Annotated in this window: 20 protein-coding genes and 1 pseudogene; 20 read left to right on the forward strand and 1 reads right to left on the reverse strand. The window is 37.9% G+C overall.

From position 1 onward, the window contains the following. The 20 genes and pseudogenes from BLT_RS0109315 to BLT_RS0109410 all read left to right on the forward strand — a co-directional run. Nucleotides 1-513, forward strand: a pseudogene (locus tag BLT_RS0109315) (ABC transporter substrate-binding protein); the annotation flags it as partial. Nucleotides 514-696: 183 nt separating this feature from the next. Continuing rightward, nucleotides 697-1,128, forward strand: coding sequence for a nickel-responsive transcriptional regulator NikR (nikR, locus tag BLT_RS0109320; RefSeq protein ID WP_017727522.1), 432 nt, complete (start codon nt 697-699; stop codon nt 1,126-1,128). A 191-nt stretch (nt 1,129-1,319) separates the two neighbouring features. Next, nucleotides 1,320-1,958 carry a hypothetical protein gene (locus BLT_RS0109325; RefSeq protein WP_152414317.1) on the forward strand — a complete coding sequence of 213 codons (639 nt, stop codon included), beginning with the start codon at nt 1,320-1,322 and terminating at the stop codon, nt 1,956-1,958. 104 nt (nt 1,959-2,062) lie between these two features. Beyond that, the gene (locus tag BLT_RS0109330; protein ID WP_017727524.1) at nt 2,063-2,893 is read left to right on the forward strand and encodes an energy-coupling factor ABC transporter ATP-binding protein; all 831 of its coding nucleotides are present in this window, start codon (nt 2,063-2,065) and stop codon (nt 2,891-2,893) included. Nucleotides 2,894-3,372: 479 nt separating this feature from the next. Then, a complete protein-coding gene (locus BLT_RS0109335) occupies nt 3,373-4,533 on the forward strand; it encodes an MFS transporter (protein WP_017727525.1) in 1,161 nt (386 codons plus the stop codon). Nucleotides 4,534-4,669: 136 nt separating this feature from the next. Next, the gene (locus BLT_RS0109340) at nt 4,670-5,761 is read left to right on the forward strand and encodes a zinc-dependent alcohol dehydrogenase (protein WP_017727526.1); all 1,092 of its coding nucleotides are present in this window, start codon (nt 4,670-4,672) and stop codon (nt 5,759-5,761) included. Between the two features lie 228 nt (nt 5,762-5,989). Continuing rightward, nucleotides 5,990-7,273: a Rieske 2Fe-2S domain-containing protein gene (locus tag BLT_RS0109345; protein WP_017727527.1), complete on the forward strand. Its 1,284-nt coding sequence runs from the start codon at nt 5,990-5,992 to the stop codon at nt 7,271-7,273. Between the two features lie 38 nt (nt 7,274-7,311). Continuing rightward, on the forward strand, nt 7,312-7,848 hold the full coding sequence (locus tag BLT_RS0109350) for a cupin domain-containing protein (RefSeq protein WP_017727528.1): 537 nt from the start codon (nt 7,312-7,314) through the stop codon (nt 7,846-7,848). Nucleotides 7,849-7,905: 57 nt separating this feature from the next. Beyond that, nucleotides 7,906-8,526 carry a cupin domain-containing protein gene (locus BLT_RS0109355; protein WP_017727529.1) on the forward strand — a complete coding sequence of 207 codons (621 nt, stop codon included), beginning with the start codon at nt 7,906-7,908 and terminating at the stop codon, nt 8,524-8,526. A gap of 116 nt (nt 8,527-8,642) precedes the next feature. Beyond that, nucleotides 8,643-9,563, forward strand: a complete 921-nt coding sequence (locus tag BLT_RS0109360) for a LysR family transcriptional regulator (RefSeq protein WP_017727530.1) — start codon at nt 8,643-8,645, stop codon at nt 9,561-9,563. Then, on the forward strand, nt 9,560-10,465 hold the full coding sequence (locus tag BLT_RS0109365) for a LysR family transcriptional regulator (protein WP_017727531.1): 906 nt from the start codon (nt 9,560-9,562) through the stop codon (nt 10,463-10,465). The genes BLT_RS0109360 and BLT_RS0109365 overlap by 4 nt, the downstream gene beginning before the upstream one ends. Before the next feature lie 525 nt (nt 10,466-10,990). Beyond that, a complete protein-coding gene (locus tag BLT_RS0109370) occupies nt 10,991-12,106 on the forward strand; it encodes a Bug family tripartite tricarboxylate transporter substrate binding protein (RefSeq protein ID WP_017727532.1) in 1,116 nt (371 codons plus the stop codon). Nucleotides 12,107-12,212: 106 nt separating this feature from the next. Continuing rightward, nucleotides 12,213-13,739, forward strand: coding sequence for a tripartite tricarboxylate transporter permease (locus BLT_RS21690; RefSeq protein WP_017727533.1), 1,527 nt, complete (start codon nt 12,213-12,215; stop codon nt 13,737-13,739). Further along, complete coding sequence (locus BLT_RS0109380) at nt 13,732-14,304, forward strand: tripartite tricarboxylate transporter TctB family protein (RefSeq protein ID WP_152414318.1); 573 nt, start codon at nt 13,732-13,734, stop codon at nt 14,302-14,304. Before BLT_RS21690 ends, BLT_RS0109380 begins: the two co-directional genes overlap by 8 nt. A gap of 183 nt (nt 14,305-14,487) precedes the next feature. After that, nucleotides 14,488-15,609 (forward strand): cupin domain-containing protein, encoded by a 1,122-nt coding sequence (locus tag BLT_RS0109385; protein WP_017727535.1) that lies wholly within the window; start codon nt 14,488-14,490, stop codon nt 15,607-15,609. Nucleotides 15,610-15,699: 90 nt separating this feature from the next. Beyond that, nucleotides 15,700-17,361, forward strand: a complete 1,662-nt coding sequence (locus BLT_RS0109390) for an ethanolamine ammonia-lyase reactivating factor EutA (protein WP_017727536.1) — start codon at nt 15,700-15,702, stop codon at nt 17,359-17,361. A 228-nt stretch (nt 17,362-17,589) separates the two neighbouring features. Next, on the forward strand, nt 17,590-17,832 hold the full coding sequence (locus BLT_RS0109395) for a hypothetical protein (RefSeq protein WP_017727537.1): 243 nt from the start codon (nt 17,590-17,592) through the stop codon (nt 17,830-17,832). A 51-nt stretch (nt 17,833-17,883) separates the two neighbouring features. Continuing rightward, on the forward strand, nt 17,884-18,846 hold the full coding sequence (locus tag BLT_RS0109400; RefSeq protein ID WP_017727538.1) for a DMT family transporter: 963 nt from the start codon (nt 17,884-17,886) through the stop codon (nt 18,844-18,846). Nucleotides 18,847-18,875: 29 nt separating this feature from the next. After that, nucleotides 18,876-20,114: an MFS transporter gene (locus BLT_RS21695; protein ID WP_017727539.1), complete on the forward strand. Its 1,239-nt coding sequence runs from the start codon at nt 18,876-18,878 to the stop codon at nt 20,112-20,114. 37 nt (nt 20,115-20,151) lie between these two features. Continuing rightward, nucleotides 20,152-20,835 (forward strand): class II aldolase/adducin family protein, encoded by a 684-nt coding sequence (locus tag BLT_RS0109410; RefSeq protein WP_026105055.1) that lies wholly within the window; start codon nt 20,152-20,154, stop codon nt 20,833-20,835. 239 nt (nt 20,836-21,074) lie between these two features. Here BLT_RS0109410 and BLT_RS24690 read toward each other — a convergent pair whose 3' ends face one another. Then, nucleotides 21,075-21,206, reverse strand: a complete 132-nt coding sequence (locus tag BLT_RS24690; protein ID WP_017727541.1) for a hypothetical protein — start codon at nt 21,204-21,206, stop codon at nt 21,075-21,077. Nucleotides 21,207-21,394: the final 188 nt, after the last annotated feature.

The following is a 21,394-nucleotide window of genomic DNA, read 5'->3' on the forward strand; positions in this document are numbered from 1 at the left end:
ATCGAGCCGATTCGAGACGATCAAACATTGAATGAAATGTTAGAATCTGGTGAAATTGATGCCTTTATCGCCCCAAGAGCCCCATCCTGCTTCCTAAAAGGTTCACCGAATGTGTCGCGACTTTTCTCGGATCATGTAGCGGCAGAAAAAGAGTATTTTAAGAAAACGGGAATTTTCCCGATCATGCATGTTGTGGCGATCAAAGACGAAATATTAGAAAAAAATCCTTGGGTAGCTGCAAACCTATATAAAGCGTTTGTTGAGTCAAAGGAAAAAATCTATGAGGGCTTTCATCAAACTGCCGCGTTAAAAGTGACGCTACCGTGGTTGGTTTCAGAGATTGAACGAACGAAAGAAATTATGGGTGAAGACTTTTGGCCGTACGGTTTAGAGCAAAATCGCGCGACGCTCGAAGCATTTGTAACCTATTCCTATGAACAAGGATTAATTAAAAATAAGCTAGCGGTTGATGATCTTTTCGTAAAGTCAACGCTAGAAGAATATGTTATTTAAGTCAGAATGCATGCTTTGTAGATTTGTCAAAGCATGCATTTTCTCTGTCTTTAACAGATTTATTGTCCATCTTTGGATATTATTAATCAGATGATTAGAAATCGTTCAGTTTATTTATATTTTCTGGTCAATAAAGACGTGCTATGATTTTATTAAATCGTAACACTGGAAAGGAGGTGTACCATGAGTAAGGAATTAACACGCTTTGGTGTAGCCATGCCAGCTGACCTAGTGAAAAAGTTTGATCATTATATTGCGAAAAAAGGCTATAGCAACCGCTCTGAAGCATTACGTGATCTCGTCCGTCGATCCGTACTGGAGAGTGAACAATCAGATATAAATAAAGTTGTAGCAGGAACAATTGTCATTATTTATGATCACCATTATAGTAATCTAGCGAAAAAAATTATGAACCTTCAACACGATTACTACAAGGAAATTATTTCAACCATGCACATTCATCTCAATCATTCCCAATGCCTTGAAATTCTTGTGGTAAGAGGCAAGCAAAAAAAATTACAGGAACTCCATGAAATCGTCGAAGCTCAAAAAGGAGTTTCGTATTCAGAATTATCGGTGACGTTTGTAGACGATGAAGTGGAACTAGAATCATAGGATGAGCATAGATAATGGCAACATCAAAAAGATATTTTTTATACATAATCATTGGAAAAAGGCTGCTCATGCCCGTAAAACAAATGTGAATGTGAGCCTTTCGCAACAGTTACTAGACAATCTTAGATGAGAGAAATGCGAAAGCGAGTCTTTGTTCGTTTTATAATTAAAATACGAAGGGGATATGAATGGTGAAAAAGCTACGAAATTTAACAGTAAGTTTATTATTATGTATCGCATTAATGGCATGTGGTCAAAGTGAAGAGACGAGCATGGAAGAAGCTACGGAACCAATTGACGAAGCGATTACCGAGGCAGAGCAAGAACCAATTGAGGAAGAAGAATCAATGCCTGAGGAAGCTGTTAATGTGGAAGACGGGGAGGAAGAGAGCGGAACTGACCACCATGACGAGCTGCCTTACGAATGGGCAGGAAGCTATGAATTGAACGAAGGTGAGTACACGCTTCTTTTACCTCAGAATGAATTTGGTGATGAAAGCATGCTTATAAGCTTTATTCTTGAAAATAGTAATATTACGGATGTAGAGCACCATGCTGCTCATGTGATGGAATCTGAGGCAGCAGAAGTAGCCGGTGGATCAACGTTTGAAGCAAAAAGTGAGTATGTATATAACCTATTTTTGAATACTGAAGGATCGACTAGTTTTATATTGACAGTAAGTGAATCTGGAAGCTATCGAATATTCACGGAACATCATGCCGAAGAGTTTGATATGCAAATCATAAATGAAGCAGGGGACGAAGTTGAAGCTGCAAATGTTTCAGAATATGAAGGACATGCTCACGACCACGGACACGATCATAAATAAAACCATTCGAACATTCACAAGGATAGGAAAGCAATTGTATGTTCAGTCAGTACAATATATAAAACAAATGTGAGTGGCATTTTGATTGAAAGGTGGCGCGTGTTGTGAATTCGATAGAAATTAACGAGCTTAGCTACTCATATGCAGACAATACAAAAGCACTTTCGAATCTAACCTGTTCATTTTCGGCTCAAAATATTGCTTTATTAGGCGGAAATGGAAGTGGAAAATCAACTTTTTTGCAACATTTAAATGGGTTACTTTTACCAAAAAAAGGTTCAATTGACATTTTAGGAGAAAGAGTAGCAAAGGAAAACCTTGAGTCAATTAGAAAAAAAGTCGGTCTTGTCTTTGATCATCCCGACCATCAATTGTTTGCACCAACCGTTTATGAGGATGTGGCTTTTGGTCTCCGGAATAGTGGGTTTTCAGAGAACGAAGTAAAAAAACGTGTGGAAGAAACACTTGAATTACTAGGAATCAGATTTTTAAAAGATCGTCCCCCTTACAATTTGAGCTTAGGACAAAAGAAAAAAGTTGCGATTGCAGGCGTTGTTGCAATGGAACCAAAAGTGATATTGTTCGATGAACCATTTTCAGGCTTGGACCCTGCATCATTAGAGGAGTTTCTTGAATTATTATACAAGCTAAAAATCCTTGGTCATACAATCATTCTCTCGACCCATGATGTTGATATTGCTTATCATTGGGCGGAGGAATGCATGCTCTTAAAAGATGGGGAAATCGTTGCGGTGGGGACGGCTGAGATCATGGAGGATCAAGAACTGATGGAAAGAGCGCGTTTATCTCTTCCAAGTTTAGTCACGCTGTTTCAGCATACATCGTGGCGACCAAAAACGATAGAAGAAGCGCGGTTGATTTTAACCGAATGCTTTGCAAAAAATAAGGTATTTGAAAAGGAATTACAAAGATGAAAAAGCTTTTATTCTTTTGACTTTTAACCTTATTCGATCGCGTTTCTGAGTCTTTTGTATTGCACACAAAATGATCTTTGAACCAATTGAACCTTGTTCAGCACGAATGGTTTATGCAGGTCGCAGCATTTCAAACCGAGAAATCTAAGCAAATTTGAACGCCAAAAAGTTTATTTCCAACATCGGAGATAAGCTTTTTTATATGGTTAAGAAAGGAAAATTTTGAACACAGAATTTTATCGAAACAGAAGTTTATCGCAGTAGTAGTTGAACATTGAAAGGTTTAAGGATAACTGGAACGAAGACTTTTGTGCAATGAAATGTAGTGTTTCGTTGAGCAGAACAACTAACTGGTCACGTTAAAAATTTGCTCATACTGTAAAAAATAGGTATGCCCTTCTGAACAAAAAATAGTCTAAAAAGGTAGTGTTACAGCAGAGAGGATGTTTTAAAACGTAACGAGAAGGAGGGGGATCGATTTGTATATCATTCTTCTCATCATTCATTTTCTAATAACAACGACGATATTTGGACTTAAGCCGATTGTTTCTTTATATGCAAATTCGCAGGGGGCTTCAGCGCTAATTATTGGGATGTTAGTTTCCATTTATGCGGTTACACCTATGTTAACGGCTCTTTACGTTGGCAAATGGCTTGATCGCTTTGGAGCAAAAAGGATGCTGTTGGTAGGATCGAGCCTTATGGTTTTTGCCGTCTCCATCCCTGTATTACATGTAGGTCTTTCAAGTTTGTTTGTTGCTCAAATGTTTTTAGGTTTTTCACAAATTTTTATTGTTGTGTCGATTCAAAAAACGGTTGGTAATTTAGCTGGTTCAAGAGATAAGTTAATTGCTACACTATCCTTTGTTGGTTCAGCAGGAGGGTTAACTGGGCCGCTTCTAACAGGGTTTTCTTATGATATTTTAGGTGTGGAAGCTGCATTTATGGTGGTAATTGGTTTAGTAAGTGTTGCTTGGTTTCTTATTATTCTGTTAAGGAAAAATTGCTGCCCGATAACAGGACTTTCAGAAACGCCTAAGAAAGAATCAACATGGTGTTTATTTAAAAACAAAAATTTACGGAACGCCTTGCTTATAAGTGGAATGGTACTTTATTCAAAAGAATTATTTTCTGCTTATTTTCCCATTTTTGCGAGTGAACAAGGAATTAGCCCAAGTATGATTGGGTTGATTCTTTCGATGATGGCAGGGGCCTCAATGATGGTTCGTATTGTTCAGCACCATCTTGTCAACAAATTTGGTCGCAATCACATTTTATTATTAACAATGATCATGAGTGGTGTCAGCTATTCCCTCATTCCGTTTTTTTATGAACCTACCCCTCTTATTTTATTATCACTTGTCTTAGGTGCTGGACTAGGACTTGGTCAACCATTAAGTCTTGTATTTGCTTTAAACTCAAGCCCTCAAGGCCGTCAAGGAGAAGTGCTAGGATTGCGAATTACGATTAACCGAGGTGCTCAGTTTTTTGCCCCTCTCTTGTTTGGAGCTGTCGGTACAGTTGCAGGCATATCTCCAATTTTCTGGGTAAGTGGAGGCTTTTTACTAATTGGCACCTATTTCACTCGTCCGGCAAAACAATTGTCAGAGAAGGAAGCTATTGAAAAGGATACCGTATAAAAGAACAAGAGGTTTCATCCTAAACGATTTTTTACTATTCTAATAAAACAGCGAGTCATTTGATAGATAGTGATGAAATGTATGCTGGTTCAAAGGAAATAAGTGAATGTTTAACCATCTGAAAGGGGGAGCACTTATGTCAAAAATTGCGGCTGCAGCTGTTGCAACAAATGTGAGAGAAACGGAAATTCGAGAATTTCATTTACCTGAGATTGGGGAAGATGAAGGAATATTAAAAGTAGAAATTGTAGGTGTTTGCGGCACAGACGTAGACTACTATCGAAAGGAACAATCCCCAAGAATTCTCGGGCATCATATTGTCGGGGATATTGAACGAATTGGTGAAAAAGCGGCAAAAAAATGGGGACTTGCTCCTGGTGATCGAGTCGTCATGGAAGAATACATTCCATGTGGGCAATGTAAGCATTGCAGAACGGGTGTACTTCGTGCTTGTGAAGAAACGGATCCGAGAAAAAACGGAATTCGCTACGGTGCAACGCCACTTGACATCGCACCTTCTTTGTATGGAGGCTTTGCACAGTATGTTTATTTACATCCAAATGCTGTACTCCATAAAATTTCAAAAGATGTTGATTTAGTTGAAGCTTCGTTTGCATTGCCTTTATCAAACGGTTTTGAATGGATGTGCATTGAAGGAAATGTTGGTCCGAATCAAGTTGTATTGATTCAAGGACCAGGACAGCAAGGCTTAGCCTGTGCCTTAGCAGCAAAATATGCTGGAGCTGAGGTGATTGTTACAGGCAGAAATACAAGCATGAAACGATTGGAATTAGCGAAAAAATTAGGTGTTGATCACATCATCAATATTAGCGAAGAAAATTTAGTTGAACGAGTTAAAGAAATTACTAAGGGAAGCATGGTGGATGTTGTTCTGGATGTAACATCAGGGGGCGCAGGCCCTGTTACTTCGTCACTTGATGTGGCTAATAAAGGTGCGACGATTATTCTCGGTGCCTACAAGTATCAAAAAATTGCCGAATGGGATATTGATGAGGTTATAAAAAAAACCTTGACAATTAAAGGAGTTCGAGGACATAGCTATCATTCTGTTGAAATGGCGATCGAATGTATATCGTCCGGGAAATTCCCAATTAAAATTATGAACTCTCACAATTATCCACTAGCAAAAACGGATGCAGCATTAAAAACAGCTGGTGGTGAAGGAGAACCGTTTCCACTGCTTGTTACGGTATCTCCTTGGTTATAGGGAAAAAGAAACATTGTAAATTTTAATCAGTTGATTAAAACCTTCGAATAGGTTGACCAAAAATAGTTTGTTAATCTTTAGGTAACCCTAAAGATTAAATTGGAAGTTAAATTCTCAATTTTCGAAATTATTTTTAGTTCTATATAACGGAACCGCTAATTTTTTACTCGATGTGGCCCTTCTATAATGAAAATAGAACAATAATAATTCAACTAGGGAGTGGTTTTGATGGTATTAAAAGCTGAATTAAATGAAAGATTATGTCGTGTAGAAAAAGGAACACCAATGGGTGAGGTTTGGCGCAGATATTGGTTCCCTGCATTATTATCAGAAGAGTTGCCAGAGCCAGATTGCGATCCAGTGCGTGTGCAATTACTTGGTGAAAAATTGGTTGCTTTTAGAGATTCAGATGGAAAAGTTGGCTTAATTGACCGCTACTGTCCTCATCGTCGTGTCGAATTATATTGGGGTAGAAATGAAGAGTGTGGCTTGCGTTGTGTCTACCACGGATGGAAATTTGATAGAGAAGGAAATTGTGTCGATATGCCAAACGAGCCAGACGAAAGTAATTTTAAAAACAAGGTAAAAATTAAGTCATATCCGACCTGGGAGGCGGGTGGAGTTATTTGGACGTACATGGGTCCTGAAGAAGACATGCCACCAAAGCCTGATTATGAGTGGCTACGAGCACCAAAAGATTTCGTGCATGTCTCGAAAACCTTTGAAAATTGTAACTGGGTTCAAGGCTTAGAAGGAGGAATTGATACATCCCATTCGTCCTTCGCACACAATGAGAACATTCATGATAAAAATGCTTTACGCACAAGAGTGAAAAATCCGAAGCTTGAAGTGGAGAAGACCCCTTCAGGATTCGTCTACGTTGGCATTCGTGATTTAAAAGAGGATGGTGTCTATATCCGAGGCTATCAATTCATTATGCCAGCTCAGCAAATGCGAGGAGCAATGGTGAAATGGAAAACGGGAGAAATGGAAGAATTCCCGAGCATCGCAGGGCATATTTGGGTTCCAATTGATGATGAAAATACATGGGTTTATAACTTTATCTATAGTGGTTCACCGGACATTCCATTTACCGAAGAATTTGTTCAAGAGCATGAAACTCAATTTGGTCGTGGACCAGAGGATGTATTATCAGGCTATAAACTAAAACGTAATGCTTCAAATGATTTTTTAATCGATCGAGATTTGCAGCGTAATAAAACGTTTACAGGCATTACGGGTATAAATACGCAAGACTTTGCATTGCAAGAAACAGCTGAAAGACCATTCACAGATCGTTCGTTAGAAAAATTAGGAACAGCCGACTCGGCAATCATTGTTGCCCGTCAACTTCTTTTAGAAGCAGCAAAGCAACTAGAAAATGGCGAAAAGCAGTTAAGAGGACAAGATCCTGAAACCCATCGTCATGTTCGTGGTTGTGATAAGTTATTACCTCCAGGCAATATTGATTGGCGGGTAGCAATAAAAGAAGATCTAACGGCAAAATTTTAATTGCCTTAGAAATAAATGATTTAAGAAAGGGGCAAAAAATGGGAGTAGAGTCACATTATCACAGTAAAAAAGACCGAATTTTCGTTCGTGCAATTCAGGGAAAGTATAATCTTCAAAAGGAGTTAGAACGACTACGTTCACTTCCAAGAGTAAGAAAAGGGAAAGAAATCAAGTTCAATGATGGACCACAAGCCTTTAGTAAGCATTATATTGAGCCAGTAGATGGAATGGGCCAAACTCTTCACATACATTTAGAGGAATATGGCCCTGGTGGGGTCTCTCAAAAGCATGGTCATGTAAATGAAGCTGCCTTCTATATTTTAGATGGAATCGGCTATGAAATTCATGATGAAATTCGTTATGACTGGGAAGCAGGGGATGTGGCAATTGTCCACAACAATTGTGTTCACCAGCATCATAACGCGAGCAAGGATAAACCAGCGCGAGCATTAGTGCTTAAAACAAAGCCGATGTACATGTTCATGAACATGCTGTTTCAAAAGCAGGTCATCCCGAGACCAACAGAACCAACCCCAGAAGGCGTAGGTTTTAAAGCAAGAGAACACGAGGATTAATAAATTTTTCTGAAAGGTGGTTTTAAAAATAATTATATAATAAGGAGATGATCATTCATGGCTTTTGATGAATCAAATGCTTGGAGAAAAGGTGATATATCAGAGAAGTTTTATCAAGATTTACTAGATGATGCAATGGATAAACCGAAAAAAGATGCAGAAAGAAAAAAGGTTGTAAAAGCAGAAGAAATGCCGTGGGAACTGTCGCGCCAAGGTTTATTAAAGCATTTAATTAATGAGCAAATGAATACAAGAATGGAAACGGTGGATGCTTATATGCAAATTATTCCACCAGGAAGCCGCTCGGGAAAACATCGTCATTTGGCAGAAGAATGCTTATACGTATTAGAAGGAAAAGGTTATGACATGCATCAGGACTGTGATGTGGAAATCGTTGATCAATATGAGTTTGTTCCACAAGATGAGGTGAAAAAATTTGAGTGGGAGGCTGGAGACTTAATTTACATCCCACCAAATACCATTCATCAGCATTTTAATGCAGATCCTGAAAAGCCAGTGCGTCTCGTTTCAGCCATCAATCGAATTTACAAGTATTCTGGATTAAATGATTTAGAGCAGCTTGAAGATGCGCCAGAATATGATCCAAGTGTGACATTAACCGCTGAAAAAGTAAAAGATTATATTGAAGTTGCCAAAAAAGAAAGCGCTAACAAGTGATGAATTAAATAACACTCTATCTCGAAATAACAGCTTCGTTTCTTACTTGTAGTGGCGAAGCTGTTATTTCAATCTTTTGTGTTAACAGAATTCCTCAAAAAAGGAGCGTGTTTTTATTGGATTTAGATTCGATTCAATCCTTTATTGTCATGGCAGAATCAGAAAGCTTGACTGAAGCCGCCAATCAACTGTATTTAAACCCGTCATCATTAACTGGACGCATCAAAAAGATAGAAAAAGAGCTGGGTGAACCATTATTTATTTTAAAGGGTCGAACGCTACAATTATCGCCTGCTGGAAAAGTTTTTTTAACCTATGCTAAACAATTTTATACAATGGGTCTTGAATGTAATAAAGAGCTTTTAAGGAATGAGGATAAGAGTGTAAGGTTTCGCTTAGCGGCAACACCATTAATTTCTACGTATATTCTTCCACGCCTCATACGTGAATTTCAACACATCCATCCAGAATTAGAGATGGAGATTTACTCCTGTAAAAGCTATGAAATACGAAAATATATTTTTAATGATGAGGTTGATCTAGGAATCATTCAAAGAAGTGATATTTATGAATCCATTGATTATAAGCATTGGTTCACAGATATGGACGTTATGGTCGTTTCAAGTGAGCATCCATGGGCAAAACGGGATGAAATACGATTGGGCGAATTGTATCTTCAGCCTTTACTAGCCTTTCAAAGACACACTTTTATGTGGAAAAAAAGAATCGAATGGATACGAAATCAAGGTGTAAACCCATGGATTGGAATGGAACTAAATCACATAGAGACAATTAAAGAAATTTTATTAAATCACTATGGCTATTCCTTTCTACCACGTTATTCAATAAAAAATGAATTGGCAGAAGGGAGTCTCGTTGAAATAAAAATGGAACGTTCACCAATATGGGAGCGCAACACATTTTTTATTGCGAATGAAAAAGAACATTTATCCTCTATTTACATTGAATTTATCGATTTTGCAATTGAACGTACGGAAGGGGAGTTTTTAAATGGAAGGAGTAGATTGATCTCATGAATCTAGATATCCAGCAAATGCAAACATTCCTAACGGTCGTTCGAGAGCAAAATTTTAGAAGAGCGGCAAAAGTTCTTAATGTATCACAACCAACGGTTACAATGCGTATAAAAACCCTTGAGCAAAATATCGGCTCTACATTACTGAAAAGACACGGAAATTATTTGACGCTAACGCCGAGTGGCGAAACCTTAATGAAATATGCCAGTAAAATGCTGTATGTTCTTCAAGAAGTAAAAGATCATCTATCAAGCATCCCTGCTTCAACAAATCGGTTTTCAATTGCCGTTATTCCTTCCTTTACTACCTATGTATTTCCAAGGATGTTACAGCCAACAAATTCAAAAGATAAGCCACAGTACACAGTTCAAAGTGTTTCATCGACTAAAGTGTACCAACTGATTTTAGATGATGCTGTGGATTTTGGAGTGATGCGTGGACCAGTTAAAATCAACAATGAGATAAAAAGTAGACTGTTATATCGTGAGAAAATTTACTTAGCATTACCTGTGAATCATCCGTTAAATGATAAAGACTTCATTTATATGAAGGATCTATTAAATGAAAATATCATAACGTATCGACGAAGGTTTTGGTCATTATTTTCAAGCAAAATTTTAGAATGTGGTGGGAAATTTGAACCGAAAATGATGGTTGATAGTGACATTACTGCAAAAAGATTTGTTCAAAATAACCTAGGCGTCACGCTTTTGCCTGAAAACTCCATTCGTAAGACGGATCTTGAGTTTTTGGCTTGTAAGCCGATTGAGGACTTTCACATTAATCGCGATGCTTATTGTGTGTATAAGCGTGAGGGCAGCCAGAGATTAGTCGAAGAGTTTCAAGCATGGGTTCAAACAAGCTTGCAAAATGACAAAAAGGAAACACGTTTGCTTGTATAGCACGTTATCAAAGGAGATGACTTTTTACTGTTGAAAAAACAAATACCTTATCATGTATGTTTACATTCCTTTATAAAATTGAATAGACATATCAGTAACACCGTAATGTTCCAGTAGATGAGCCATTCAATTGTCCTCAAAGGATTGTATGGCTTCTTTTGTTTGGCTGTATTCTATGCTTAATCCAGCAAACACCTTACCTTATATGTCTATTGGTTGATTTTGACCTTTTTCAACAGAGGAAGGGAAAGATTTGAAATTATTAATTGCGCAATATAAGAGAGATGGTCGTTTTAAAAACTAAATTTTTATAAAATTCAAATAAGTAATCAAATGAATAAAAAGAATTGTTGTAAGCGCTTACCGTTATGTGAGTTCCTCAGGTATATATGAAACAACATTATAAGTGCTTAACATCATACCTCTTTTATTGATTTGAAAAGAAAGGAATGATGAATTGTATCGAGTGAGAAGTAAGAATTTTTACTAAATTATATACGTTTAAATAAAAAGGGGCGTGGAAAAATGGTTACATTGAAAAAAAACTGGATACTATTTTTGACGATTGTACTATCTTTAAGTCTTGTGCTAGCGGCCTGTTCTTCTGATGGAGGACCATCTGGTACTTCAGGAGCAGCGGATACTGGAAATGGAGAATCAGAAGCAGTTGAATTTACTAAAGGTGAAGATGTGGCCGCTTTTTACGAAGGACAGAGACTGAGATTAATCGTTCCATATGACCCAGGTGGTGGTTACGACGAATATGCAAGACTATTAATGCCGTATCTCGAAAAATACACTGGTGCAAGAATTGAAATTGCAAACTTGCCAGGTGCAGGGGGAATGAGAGGAGCCAACGAGCTGTGGCGTGCCCCTAATGATGGGTTAACGATTGGACATATTAATGGTAGTGCGTTAGTAATGAACGACCTTGCAGGGATTGAAGGCGCTGAATACAACATCGAAGAATTTTCTTATTTAGGGCGTGTTGTAACAGACCTTCGTGTTTTAACAATGCAGGTTGATGGGGATTTTGAAACCGCAGATGATTTGTTCACAATTGACCGCACAATTAGACTAGGGGCTACTGGCTTAGGTGGAAGTACCTATGTTGATGCAGTTGTAGTCGGTGAAGCATTTGGGTTTGATCAAGAGGTCATGCATGGTTTTGATAGTTCAGGAGTGATTGAACAAGCGATGCTTCGTGGTGATGTTGACGGAATGTGGGGGTCGTATGGTAGTGCCTATGATCGAATTGAAGAAGGACTTGTTAAGGTTGTCTTGCAAAGCGGACATGAACGATCTGAGGCACTTCCAGATATTCCAACCATATTTGAAATGGTCGACAAGTATGAGACATCAGACATGGGCTTAGAGCTTTTAAACGTATTAGAAGAATTAACTGCAGTAGGTCGTCCGATTGTCGCACCACCTGGTGTTCCTGAAGAAAGATTGGAATTTTTGAGGGAAGCCTTTGAACAAGCGATGAACGACCCTGAACTGATAGAACGAGCAGAATCTGCAACGCGAGAATTGCATTACCTATCGGGTCAAGAAATGGAGGATGTGGTAAATTCTGCTACAGAAATGTCTGATGAGGTAAGAGATATATTGATTGCTGCAGTCAGAGGTCAGCTATAAAAGCGAAGGGAAAAGTAGCTCCGAAAGACATACAGCTGTTTAAAGAGGATAGCCTCCATTACGGAGCTACTTTTTATATTAAAAAACACAAAAAGGAGGAGTGAATATGGGTTGGTTTGAAGGACTCGGCAGTGGATTTTTACAAGCAATTAGTATCGAAGTACTTCCATATATTATAGTCGGTGCAGTATTTGGCTTAATCATAGGGATCATTCCTGGATTAAACGGACATTTCGCTATGGCGATGTTAATTCCCTTTCTTTATACGATGGACCCAGCGCCTGGTATTGCTTTTTTGTTGGCAGCACATGCCACTGTTGCTCAAGGTGGAGGACTGACTGCAATCTTATTTAATACCCCAGGAACTGGCCAAAATGCGGCGACCTTGCTTGATGGTCCACCTATGACGAAAAAAGGGCAGGCAGGACGTGCTGTAGGTGCAGCTATGTCAGCATGTTTCTTAGGGGCAGCGTTTGGTGCAGTTGCCTTAGCGTTAATGATACCTATTCTTCAAAAAATTGTCCTTTTCTTTGGACCGGCAGAGATTTTTATGCTTGCTTTTCTAGCTTTAACGTTTGTCGCTGTATTAGGTAAAGAGGATATGACGAGAGGTATTATCGCCGCATTTCTCGGTTTGTTATTAGCAATGGTTGGGATGGATAATGTAACAAACGAAGCACGATTTACCTTTGGAAGCGTAAATTTAATTGATGGTCTAAAGCTTGTACCAGTTATTCTAGGGTTGTTCGCCGTTTCTGAAATGATTTCACTTTGGATTCGAGGAGGCTCGCTTTCGGATACAGGTGGGAAAACATTATCGACAAAACAAATGCAAGTACAGATTTTTCAAGGGATTGGCGAGACCTTTAAAAAATGGTGGCTTGTATTACGCTGTAGTTCAATTGGTACGATTATGGGATTAATACCAGGTCTAGGAAGCGCTCCTGCAGCTTTTGTGGCGTACGGACATGCCAAGCAAACGTCAAAGCACCCAGAAACGTTTGGTAAAGGAGAAGTTGAAGGTGTTATAGGACCAGAGTCAGCCAATGATGCGGTTGAAGGTGGAGCCCTTGCTTCAACCATTGCATTCGGGATTCCAGGAAGCTCTTCAATGGCAATTTTATTAGGTGGGCTCTTTATTCTTGGCTATCAAACAGGCCCAAGCATGATAAACAATCAAGTGGATGTAGTCTTCTTAATGGTCATGACGATAATACTTGGGAACCTGATTGGAACACTACTTGGAATGTTTATTGTGAACCCATTAGCAAGAATTACGTTTCTACGAGGTACACTTCTTGTCCCGATTTTAGTCGTAGTTATTTTTACAGGTGCCTATGCTTCTTATAGTTCTTGGTTTGATATTGGTATAGCACTATTGTTTGGAATTATCGGTTATGCAATGAAAGAGTTTGAATATTCACGTGCTGCGTTATTGATTGGTTTTGTCCTTGGATTTACGGTTGAAAGAAATCTATACTTAGCATTAAATTTAGGAGGGCCATTCTTCTTCCTAGAGCCAATTCCGTTATTACTACTAGTTATTACTCTCGCATTTTTAGCGTACAACATTTGGACGTATTTCAGAGATAAGAATAAAAACATCGAAGGAGGTCAGAACATTGGTGGATAACTTGAACAAAGGTACAAATAACCGTATGGAGAGTACAGATGAAATATCAGCCGGTAGCGAAATAGAAGCTACGGTTGCTGAAAGAAATCCCATTTCGGAATTAATATTCCTTGGCATCGTCGGAATCACTGTTTTGTTGGCATTCATTACAGCACTTGGTTATCACCCAGTTTCAGGGCGTGCTCCGTTAGTCGTTATGACCCCTTTAATTATCTTAATTCTAATTCAAGGCATTCGCTTAGTTAAAAGTTCAAATTCAAAGTTAATTAATGATTTTTATGTCGGTTTGTTTAAAGGGAAAAATCAGGATTATAAAAAGATTATGAGTTTTGTTTTATGGATGATTATATTTTGTGTATTAATCTATATTGCAGGTCATTATGCAGGTGCGGCAATATTTATGTTTACATTAATGTATTTTATTGGGAAAGAGAGACTGAAGCTCTCGATCATTGTTACTATTTGTGTCACAGCCTTACTATTTCTGTTATTTGAAGAAGTATTTAACATCGAATTATATCGTGGGATGATTTTCAGATACTTCATGGGCTATAACATCTTTTAATTTTGCTTGATGGATAAAAGGATTAGCGGTGTTAAATAAATTCAATCAACATTTAGCGCACTTTAAAATGTTGTTGTTCGGAATTATTAATCAAACAATTGAATAAGGATAGTTTTTTTAAAAAATAAAACGTATTAAGCTTAAAATAGAACGAATATTTCGAAAATCGGAGGTGCTGTACAGATGGCAAACGCAAAGGTAGCCGAATCATTAGCAAAGAAGTTTTCAACTGAAAAAGTATCTGCTTATGAAAAATGGGTAAAAAGAGAAGGATTAGATATTATCGCAGGTCATTACGTCCCAAATCTTCATACTGTGGAATTAAAGCCTTGGGCAAGGCGAGAAGGGTATGGTGTCTATATTAATCATGAAGCTTCAAGAACGTCAAATGATTGCTATGTTTGTGAAATTCCAGAGGGAAGTAAGCTAGCTCCTCAACGCCAGCTATATGAAGAAATGATTTATGTTCTTGATGGTAAAGGTTCGACGACGGTATGGAATGATGAAGGGAAGCGAGTAACATTTGAGTGGAGCAAAGGAGCGCTGTTTGCAATCCCAATTAATGCATGGCATCAGCACTTTAATGGATCAGGACAAGAAAGAGCACGTTTTTTAGCTGTAACCAATGCACCAATCATCGTCAATACATTTGATGATCCTGAATTCATTTTTAATACTCCTTACGATTTTAAAGATCGTTTTAACGGAGAGGCTGATTATTTTAGTAATGAAGGAGAGCAAAAGGGATTATTGTTAGAGACGAATTTTGTGGCAGATGCCATCAAACTGCAGTTGATTCATGCAAAAGAGCGTGGTGCAGGTGGTGGGCATATTCGCTTTAACTTAGCAAAAGGCTCAATGAATAGTCACATTTCCGAATTCCCAGTTGCAACCTATAAAAAAGGGCACCGTCATGGCCCTGGGGCCCACGTTATTATTCTAAGTGGTGAAGGCTATAGCTTAATGTGGCCTGAGGGATCTGACCCTAAAAAATATGATTGGAAAGAGGGAAGTATGGTTGTACCTCCGAACATGTGGTATCACCAACACTTTAATACCGGTAAAACTCCAGCGCGTTATTTAGCACTAAAATATGAGGGTGTAGCATTCAGAAATGAACAAGGGGTGCCAAAGGCTTGGATTAGCCAAAGACTTGGTGGAGATCAAATTGATTACGCAGATGAATCACACATTGTACGAGATACATTTGCAGCTGAGTTAGCTAAAAATGGTTTAGAACCACAAATGGAAAGTGCCTATGAAAAAGAACTCGAAGATTTACCACCGAAGCCAGAAAAAAATTAAATTTTTACTAAAAGAATGTATGCCGGCGTATAAATATGTCTTATGTTTATACCCGGCTCTACCTATTTACAGAACTGGGAGGAAAGTTGGATGGTGAAAAAAGAAAAAGACCTTATTAAGATCATTCAAGTGGATGAACTTGAAACACAACAGCTTCATTATTACGATGGCCATCATCACCATCACCATGATCACAACGATGCTCATCATCACGACCATGATCATTCTCATCACGACCATGAACATAGCCATGGTCATCATCATGGTGATCACGAAGGAGTGGAGCTAAATCCTCGGAAAAATGGTCTTTGGCTTGCTGATAACATTGAATTTACATCCGTTGGAATCGACATCGGTTCTGCTGGAACGCAAGTCATTTTCTCCAATTTATCTCTACGCCGAATAGGTGAAGCCTTGTCTAGTCGTTATGTTGTCATTCAAAGAGAGTCGTTTTATCGTTCCCCTGTGCGACTTACCCCATATTTGGATGAGAAAAAAATAGACGATCAAAAAATCAGTCAGTACATTGATGAAGCATATAAGGAATCTGGTGTAGAAGCAAATACGATTGACACTGGCGCAGTGATATTAACAGGGGAAGCAATGAGAAGAGAAAATTCGAGAGCGATTGCAGAAGTTTTATCAGATAAAGGGGGTGGATTTGTTTGTGCAACAGCTGGGCATAACATGGAAGCGCTCCTTGCTGCATATGGTTCTGGTGCAGCAAAGAAATCGTATCTTGATCAAACTTGTTTATTAAACATCGATATAGGAGGAGGAACGACAAAATTAGCAATTGTTGAAAATGGAAAGGTATTAGAGACAGGTGCGATCTATATTGGGGGACGCTTGCTAGTCGTTGATGAAGAACAAAAAATAGTTAGGCTTGATCCTGGTGGCGTAGAAATAGCAAAAAAGGTTGGTTTAATCCTAAAAAAAGGCGATGTTGTGACAGAGGAACAGCTTCAAAAAATGACGAATTGGATGGCACATGCTATTTTTAAGGTCATCACTGAAAAACAGCTCCCCCAAGAGCTAAACTCTTTATATTTAACGGAAAAGTTGACACAGTTTAAAAAAATAAAGGGCATCATTTTCTCAGGTGGCGTGGGGGAATACGTATATGAAAGAGAAGAGAGGGATTTTGGGGATTTAGGGAAACGCTTAGGAAAGGCAATCCGGAAAATCTTATTAGACGAACCATTTACTTACAAATTATATGATGCAAAAGAGTGTATTCGGGCAACAGTGATTGGGGCTTCTGAGCATAGTGTTCAGGTAAGTGGAAATACCATTTTTGTAACGGATATGGATCTACTACCTCAACGCAACCTTCAAGTATTACGTCCTGATTACTTACTCGAAGAAAGGATTGATCCAGAAAAATTAGCTCAATCCATTAAAGAGCATTTTACACGCTTTGATTTAACAGAAGGTGAAAAAGAAGTGGTCTTGGCTCTTTCATGGACGGGCAAGCCAGAATATCAACGAATTTGTCTATTGGCGGAAGGGATCAAGCGAGGACTTGCTGAAACGATTAAATCAGGAAAAGCGATCTATATTGTATTAGATGGAGATATTGCAAATACACTTGGATATATCATTAAAGAGGAGTTAGGGTTTTTAGAGAATGATGTGATTGTCGTCGATGGAATTGTATTGAAAGATTTTGATTTTATTGATATCGGAAAAGTATTGTATCCTTCTGGTACGGTACCTGTCACAATTAAATCACTTATCTTTGAAATGTAGAGTAGATAAGGTGAATGTGTTTTCACTTATTCCAATAAATTGATAGGTTAAGGGTTTCGTATAAGAGAACAGAGCCATTTCATTCAGCTTCAATACACTTTAATGTGAAAATATATAGTAATTGAGTTGTCGCATGTTTGATTGTTTAGCTTAAGTCAAAAGCTAAGAACGATTTACATGAAACTTTTTTGAAAATGAAAATTTATTGATGTATTGGAGTGAGGAAACATGGCACAACATTTTCTAAGAGAGTCTGAATATTATCAATATTTAAAAGGGAAAAGAGTTGCAATTTTAGGATATGATGAAGCAGCACGTGAAGAAGTCAAATTTCTATTAGATAACGGCGTTAAAGTGGTTATTGGCCTACGTAGAGTCGATGATCAATGGGATATTGTTGAGAAGGATGGTTATATTGTTAAAACGCTAGAGGATGCAGTGGAAGCTAGTGATATTGTTCAAGTTTGGTAAACGTATGGCTAACGTTTATTTGTTAAAATTCTCAAATAGCGAGGAACTTTTATGGGTAGTTTGTTTGCGTTACTGGCAGCATTAGGCTTTTCTTTATCCAATGTGATGATTAAAAGAGGAACGACGAAGGCATCTAAAAATAATGGAGCCTTCCTCTCGATATTAATCACCGCATTGTTATCGGGATTTGCTTTTATTGTTGTAGGCTTGTCTAACGGCTGGCCGATTATTAATGTAAACGGATTCATTTGGTTTTGTATTGCAGGTGTACTAACGACTTTCTTAGGAAGGACACTTCTCTACAATTCAATTCAATATTTAGGATCAATTAGAGCAACCGCAATAAAAAGGTTAAACCCATTTTTTGCTGTGATTTTAGGTGTCCTCCTTCTAAATGAACCCTTTACTTTACCTTTGTTTTTAGGGATGATTTTAATTTTCTCTAGTTTTGCTATGATCATCTACGACAATTATAAAGCAAATACCGATAACGTAAATAAACAACTCGCTGCGGATGTTGAAGCTCCTGAAACGAATCTTACTACAAAAAACAGGAGAAGATTCAACCTAAAAAAAGATCTGAATATTACTTATTTGTATGGGATTTTTTCAGCGTTATGCTATGCCTTTGGCTATGTTGCAAGGAAAATAGGGTTGGGTGAAATTCCTGAGCCATTCTTCGGGTCCATGTTAGGAGCTGGGGTAGGGGCGATTTTATTTGTCATTACTGCAATGTTTAGGGAAAGATATCGTGTGGCAGTCATTGCGACATTTACAAAGTTTGAAATCTGGCTTATTATGGCCGGTGTGTTTTCCTCTTTAGGGCAAATTTTTTATTTTATTGCCTTAAGCAAAATAGAGGTTTCCAGAGTTGCGCTTATCGCATCAACTGAAGTGCTTTTGACGATTTTTTTATCAATGTTTTTCCTGAAAAATTACGAAACCTATAGTCGAATGGTTATTTTTGCGGCATTACTTGGAATGGTAGGCGCAATGATACTTGCGGTTGGTTAAGTTCATCTCTACATGAGGGGGAATGCGATTTGAACACAGAGGCTGTTAGACCAGAAAAACTTTCTACTGAGGGCAATCCAAATAAGGACACAGCATTTTGGGGAATTTGTTTAGGGCATACCTTCACCCATTGGTATCCAGCAACGTTCTATATTTTGTTGCCTTTAATTACAGTACAATTCGGACTAAGCGTTGGCCAGGCAGGGTTGTTAGTTACAATTATGTACTTAGTTAAGGCCATTGCTGGAATGCCGATCGGTGCAATTACGGATATGACAACCAAAAAAAATCTATTGATGTTGCTCTCATTAATTTTAGCAGGTTTACCGTTTTTATTTTTAGGTTTTGTGAACGCTTACTGGATGATTATGTTATTGGTTATCATTATGGGAATAGGCAATGAAATGTGGCACCCTGCATCCTTCTCAACATTATCTAGCTTATATCCAAAGCAAAGAGGCTATGTTTTCGGCGTTCACGGAATGTCTGCTAACTTAGGGGATTTATTGGCTCCAGTAATTATTGGTACGGTTTTAACTTTTGTAAGTTGGCAGGATGTAGTCTATTTTAATATTATTCCTGCAATTGTCGTTGGTATAGTCATTGCCTTCATGCTACGGAACATTGAAGTTACATCAAATAAAGGGATCAAAAAGGAAAACGGTGAAAAGTTAACATTCCCTGAATACATGGCTGGGTTTAAAGAGCTTCTTAAAAACAAAGCTGTCTTACTTATTGCTTTAGCAAGTGGGATGCGTTCCATGACTCAGCTAGGGCTCATGACATTTTTGCCTATTTTCCTCTTGTTAGAACTTGGATACTCCCCGTTTTTGGTTGGTTTATATATTACGGTTATGCAGGCTGGTGGTTTAATTGCAGCACCGTTAATGGGAAAGCTTTCAGATAATGTAGGGAGAAGAAAGATTATTTTTTCTGGAATGATTATAACCTCTGTATTGGTCGTTGCCGTAGTTTTCATTCAAATTGATTGGTTACTCATTACAACATTAGCGATATTAGGCTTCTTTTTATATTCATTACGACCTGTTATGCAAGCATGGATTATGAGCAGTACAAAAAAAAGTATGTCTGGTACGACAACAAGTCTATTATTTACAACACAAAGCATGTTAGCTGCATTGACACCTCTTATCGGGGGGATGATTGCAGATTCAATTGGTATAATGTATACCTTTTATTTTATTGCTTTAATTATCCTGCTAGGAAATATCGTTGTAGCATTTATTCCGAAAACCGCAGCAGATTAGGCACATCATCATTTGAGTTTCATTATCAAAAGGAGAGATGCAAAAAGTGGAGTTACAGCAGCTAAAACAAAACATTGTTCATACCATTCGTATGTTAGAGAGAGCAGAGCATATTGATTTTAATGGCCATGTAAGTGCACGTCTACCTGGGACATCTCGCATTTTTATAAATGAACGTAGGGCGAGTAGGAGTGCTTTGACAATTAAAGATATTATTGAGATAGACATAGAAGGCAATGTTTTAGATGAAGACGGTCAGCCTCCCAACGAATATCCCTTGCACACAGAAATGTATCGAAATCGAGAAGATGTCAATGCTGTGGCCCATACTCACCCGAAATGGTCAACCTTATTTACGATATCCAAAGTTCCTTTACGACCAGTTATTATCCAAGGAGCGGTGATCGGCGATGTCGCTATATTCCCAAAAGCAAATTCAATTAGTAATCAAGAAATCGCAACAGAATTAGTAAAAGCGATGGGTGAAGATTTTGTTGTATTAATGAAAGCACATGGTGCAGCCATTGTAGGTCATAATTTAACGGAAGTTTTTGCGAGAAGTGTCTTTTTAGAGGAAAATGCTTATCGGCAGTACATGGCTGGTCAAATTGGCTACGCCCATTCGTTAGAGGAAGATGAAATACAGCAAATGAAAGAGTTTATTTGGCAACCTAAAAACATTCAAAAAGTTTGGGACAATCATTTAAGCAAGCTAAAATAAAACAAAGAAAATTGAATGTAAAAATGAGGAGTTAAAAAAAAACAAGGCCTTCCCATACCGTAAACAGTCATTGGTATAAGAAAATGTCTGATCACTGTGTAGTCTCTGATGGGTTCACATGATGAGATTCAAGAGGTGTTGTGTTCTGGCAAACCATATCTTAAGGCTTTGGTAACCTACAGTATGGGATAGGTCATACGACGAAAAAATAAAACATTACGGGCATCTAAAAAAACGAATTAAATTTCACGACTTTGCAAGAATGTAAGGGCGTTCTGACAAAGTTCATTTGGAATACCAAGTTCTTTTAAATCAGCTTCATTCACATGATTGATGGCAAACGTAAATTTTAAAATGTTTAATAAACCCATTAAAAATCCCCTCCTTTTTATAGTATAATCATCTTAGCATTGAAAGCGTTTTGCAAAGCAAGTGGTTTATGCAAAAATAGGCTCAAATTTTAAAAATAATTTAATTCTGAATTTTCTAATTTATAAATTTATAATCGTAGTAAGGATACGTTTAATGCCTTCAATAGCTGTTTTTTGATTTTCATGTG

It is taken from the genome of Halalkalibacterium ligniniphilum (assembly GCF_000334155.1).
Taxonomy (GTDB): Bacteria; Bacillota; Bacilli; order Bacillales; family Bacillaceae_D; genus Halalkalibacterium; species Halalkalibacterium ligniniphilum.

Bases quoted from the DNA above. Each gene is read 5' to 3' on its own strand.
- nikR (WP_017727522.1), top strand. From the start codon at position 697: ATGAGTAAGGAATTAACACGCTTTGGTGTAGCCATGCCAGCTGACCTA.
- BLT_RS0109340 (WP_017727526.1), top strand. From the start codon at position 4,670: ATGTCAAAAATTGCGGCTGCAGCTGTTGCAACAAATGTGAGAGAAACG.
- BLT_RS0109345 (WP_017727527.1), top strand. From the start codon at position 5,990: ATGGTATTAAAAGCTGAATTAAATGAAAGATTATGTCGTGTAGAAAAA.
- BLT_RS0109350 (WP_017727528.1), top strand. From the start codon at position 7,312: ATGGGAGTAGAGTCACATTATCACAGTAAAAAAGACCGAATTTTCGTT.
- BLT_RS0109355 (WP_017727529.1), top strand. From the start codon at position 7,906: ATGGCTTTTGATGAATCAAATGCTTGGAGAAAAGGTGATATATCAGAG.
- BLT_RS0109365 (WP_017727531.1), top strand. From the start codon at position 9,560: ATGAATCTAGATATCCAGCAAATGCAAACATTCCTAACGGTCGTTCGA.
- BLT_RS0109370 (WP_017727532.1), top strand. From the start codon at position 10,991: ATGGTTACATTGAAAAAAAACTGGATACTATTTTTGACGATTGTACTA.
- BLT_RS21690 (WP_017727533.1), top strand. From the start codon at position 12,213: ATGGGTTGGTTTGAAGGACTCGGCAGTGGATTTTTACAAGCAATTAGT.
- BLT_RS0109385 (WP_017727535.1), top strand. From the start codon at position 14,488: ATGGCAAACGCAAAGGTAGCCGAATCATTAGCAAAGAAGTTTTCAACT.
- BLT_RS0109390 (WP_017727536.1), top strand. From the start codon at position 15,700: ATGGTGAAAAAAGAAAAAGACCTTATTAAGATCATTCAAGTGGATGAA.
- BLT_RS0109395 (WP_017727537.1), top strand. From the start codon at position 17,590: ATGGCACAACATTTTCTAAGAGAGTCTGAATATTATCAATATTTAAAA.
- BLT_RS0109400 (WP_017727538.1), top strand. From the start codon at position 17,884: ATGGGTAGTTTGTTTGCGTTACTGGCAGCATTAGGCTTTTCTTTATCC.
- BLT_RS0109410 (WP_026105055.1), top strand. From the start codon at position 20,152: ATGCAAAAAGTGGAGTTACAGCAGCTAAAACAAAACATTGTTCATACC.
- BLT_RS24690 (WP_017727541.1), bottom strand. From the start codon at position 21,206: ATGGGTTTATTAAACATTTTAAAATTTACGTTTGCCATCAATCATGTG.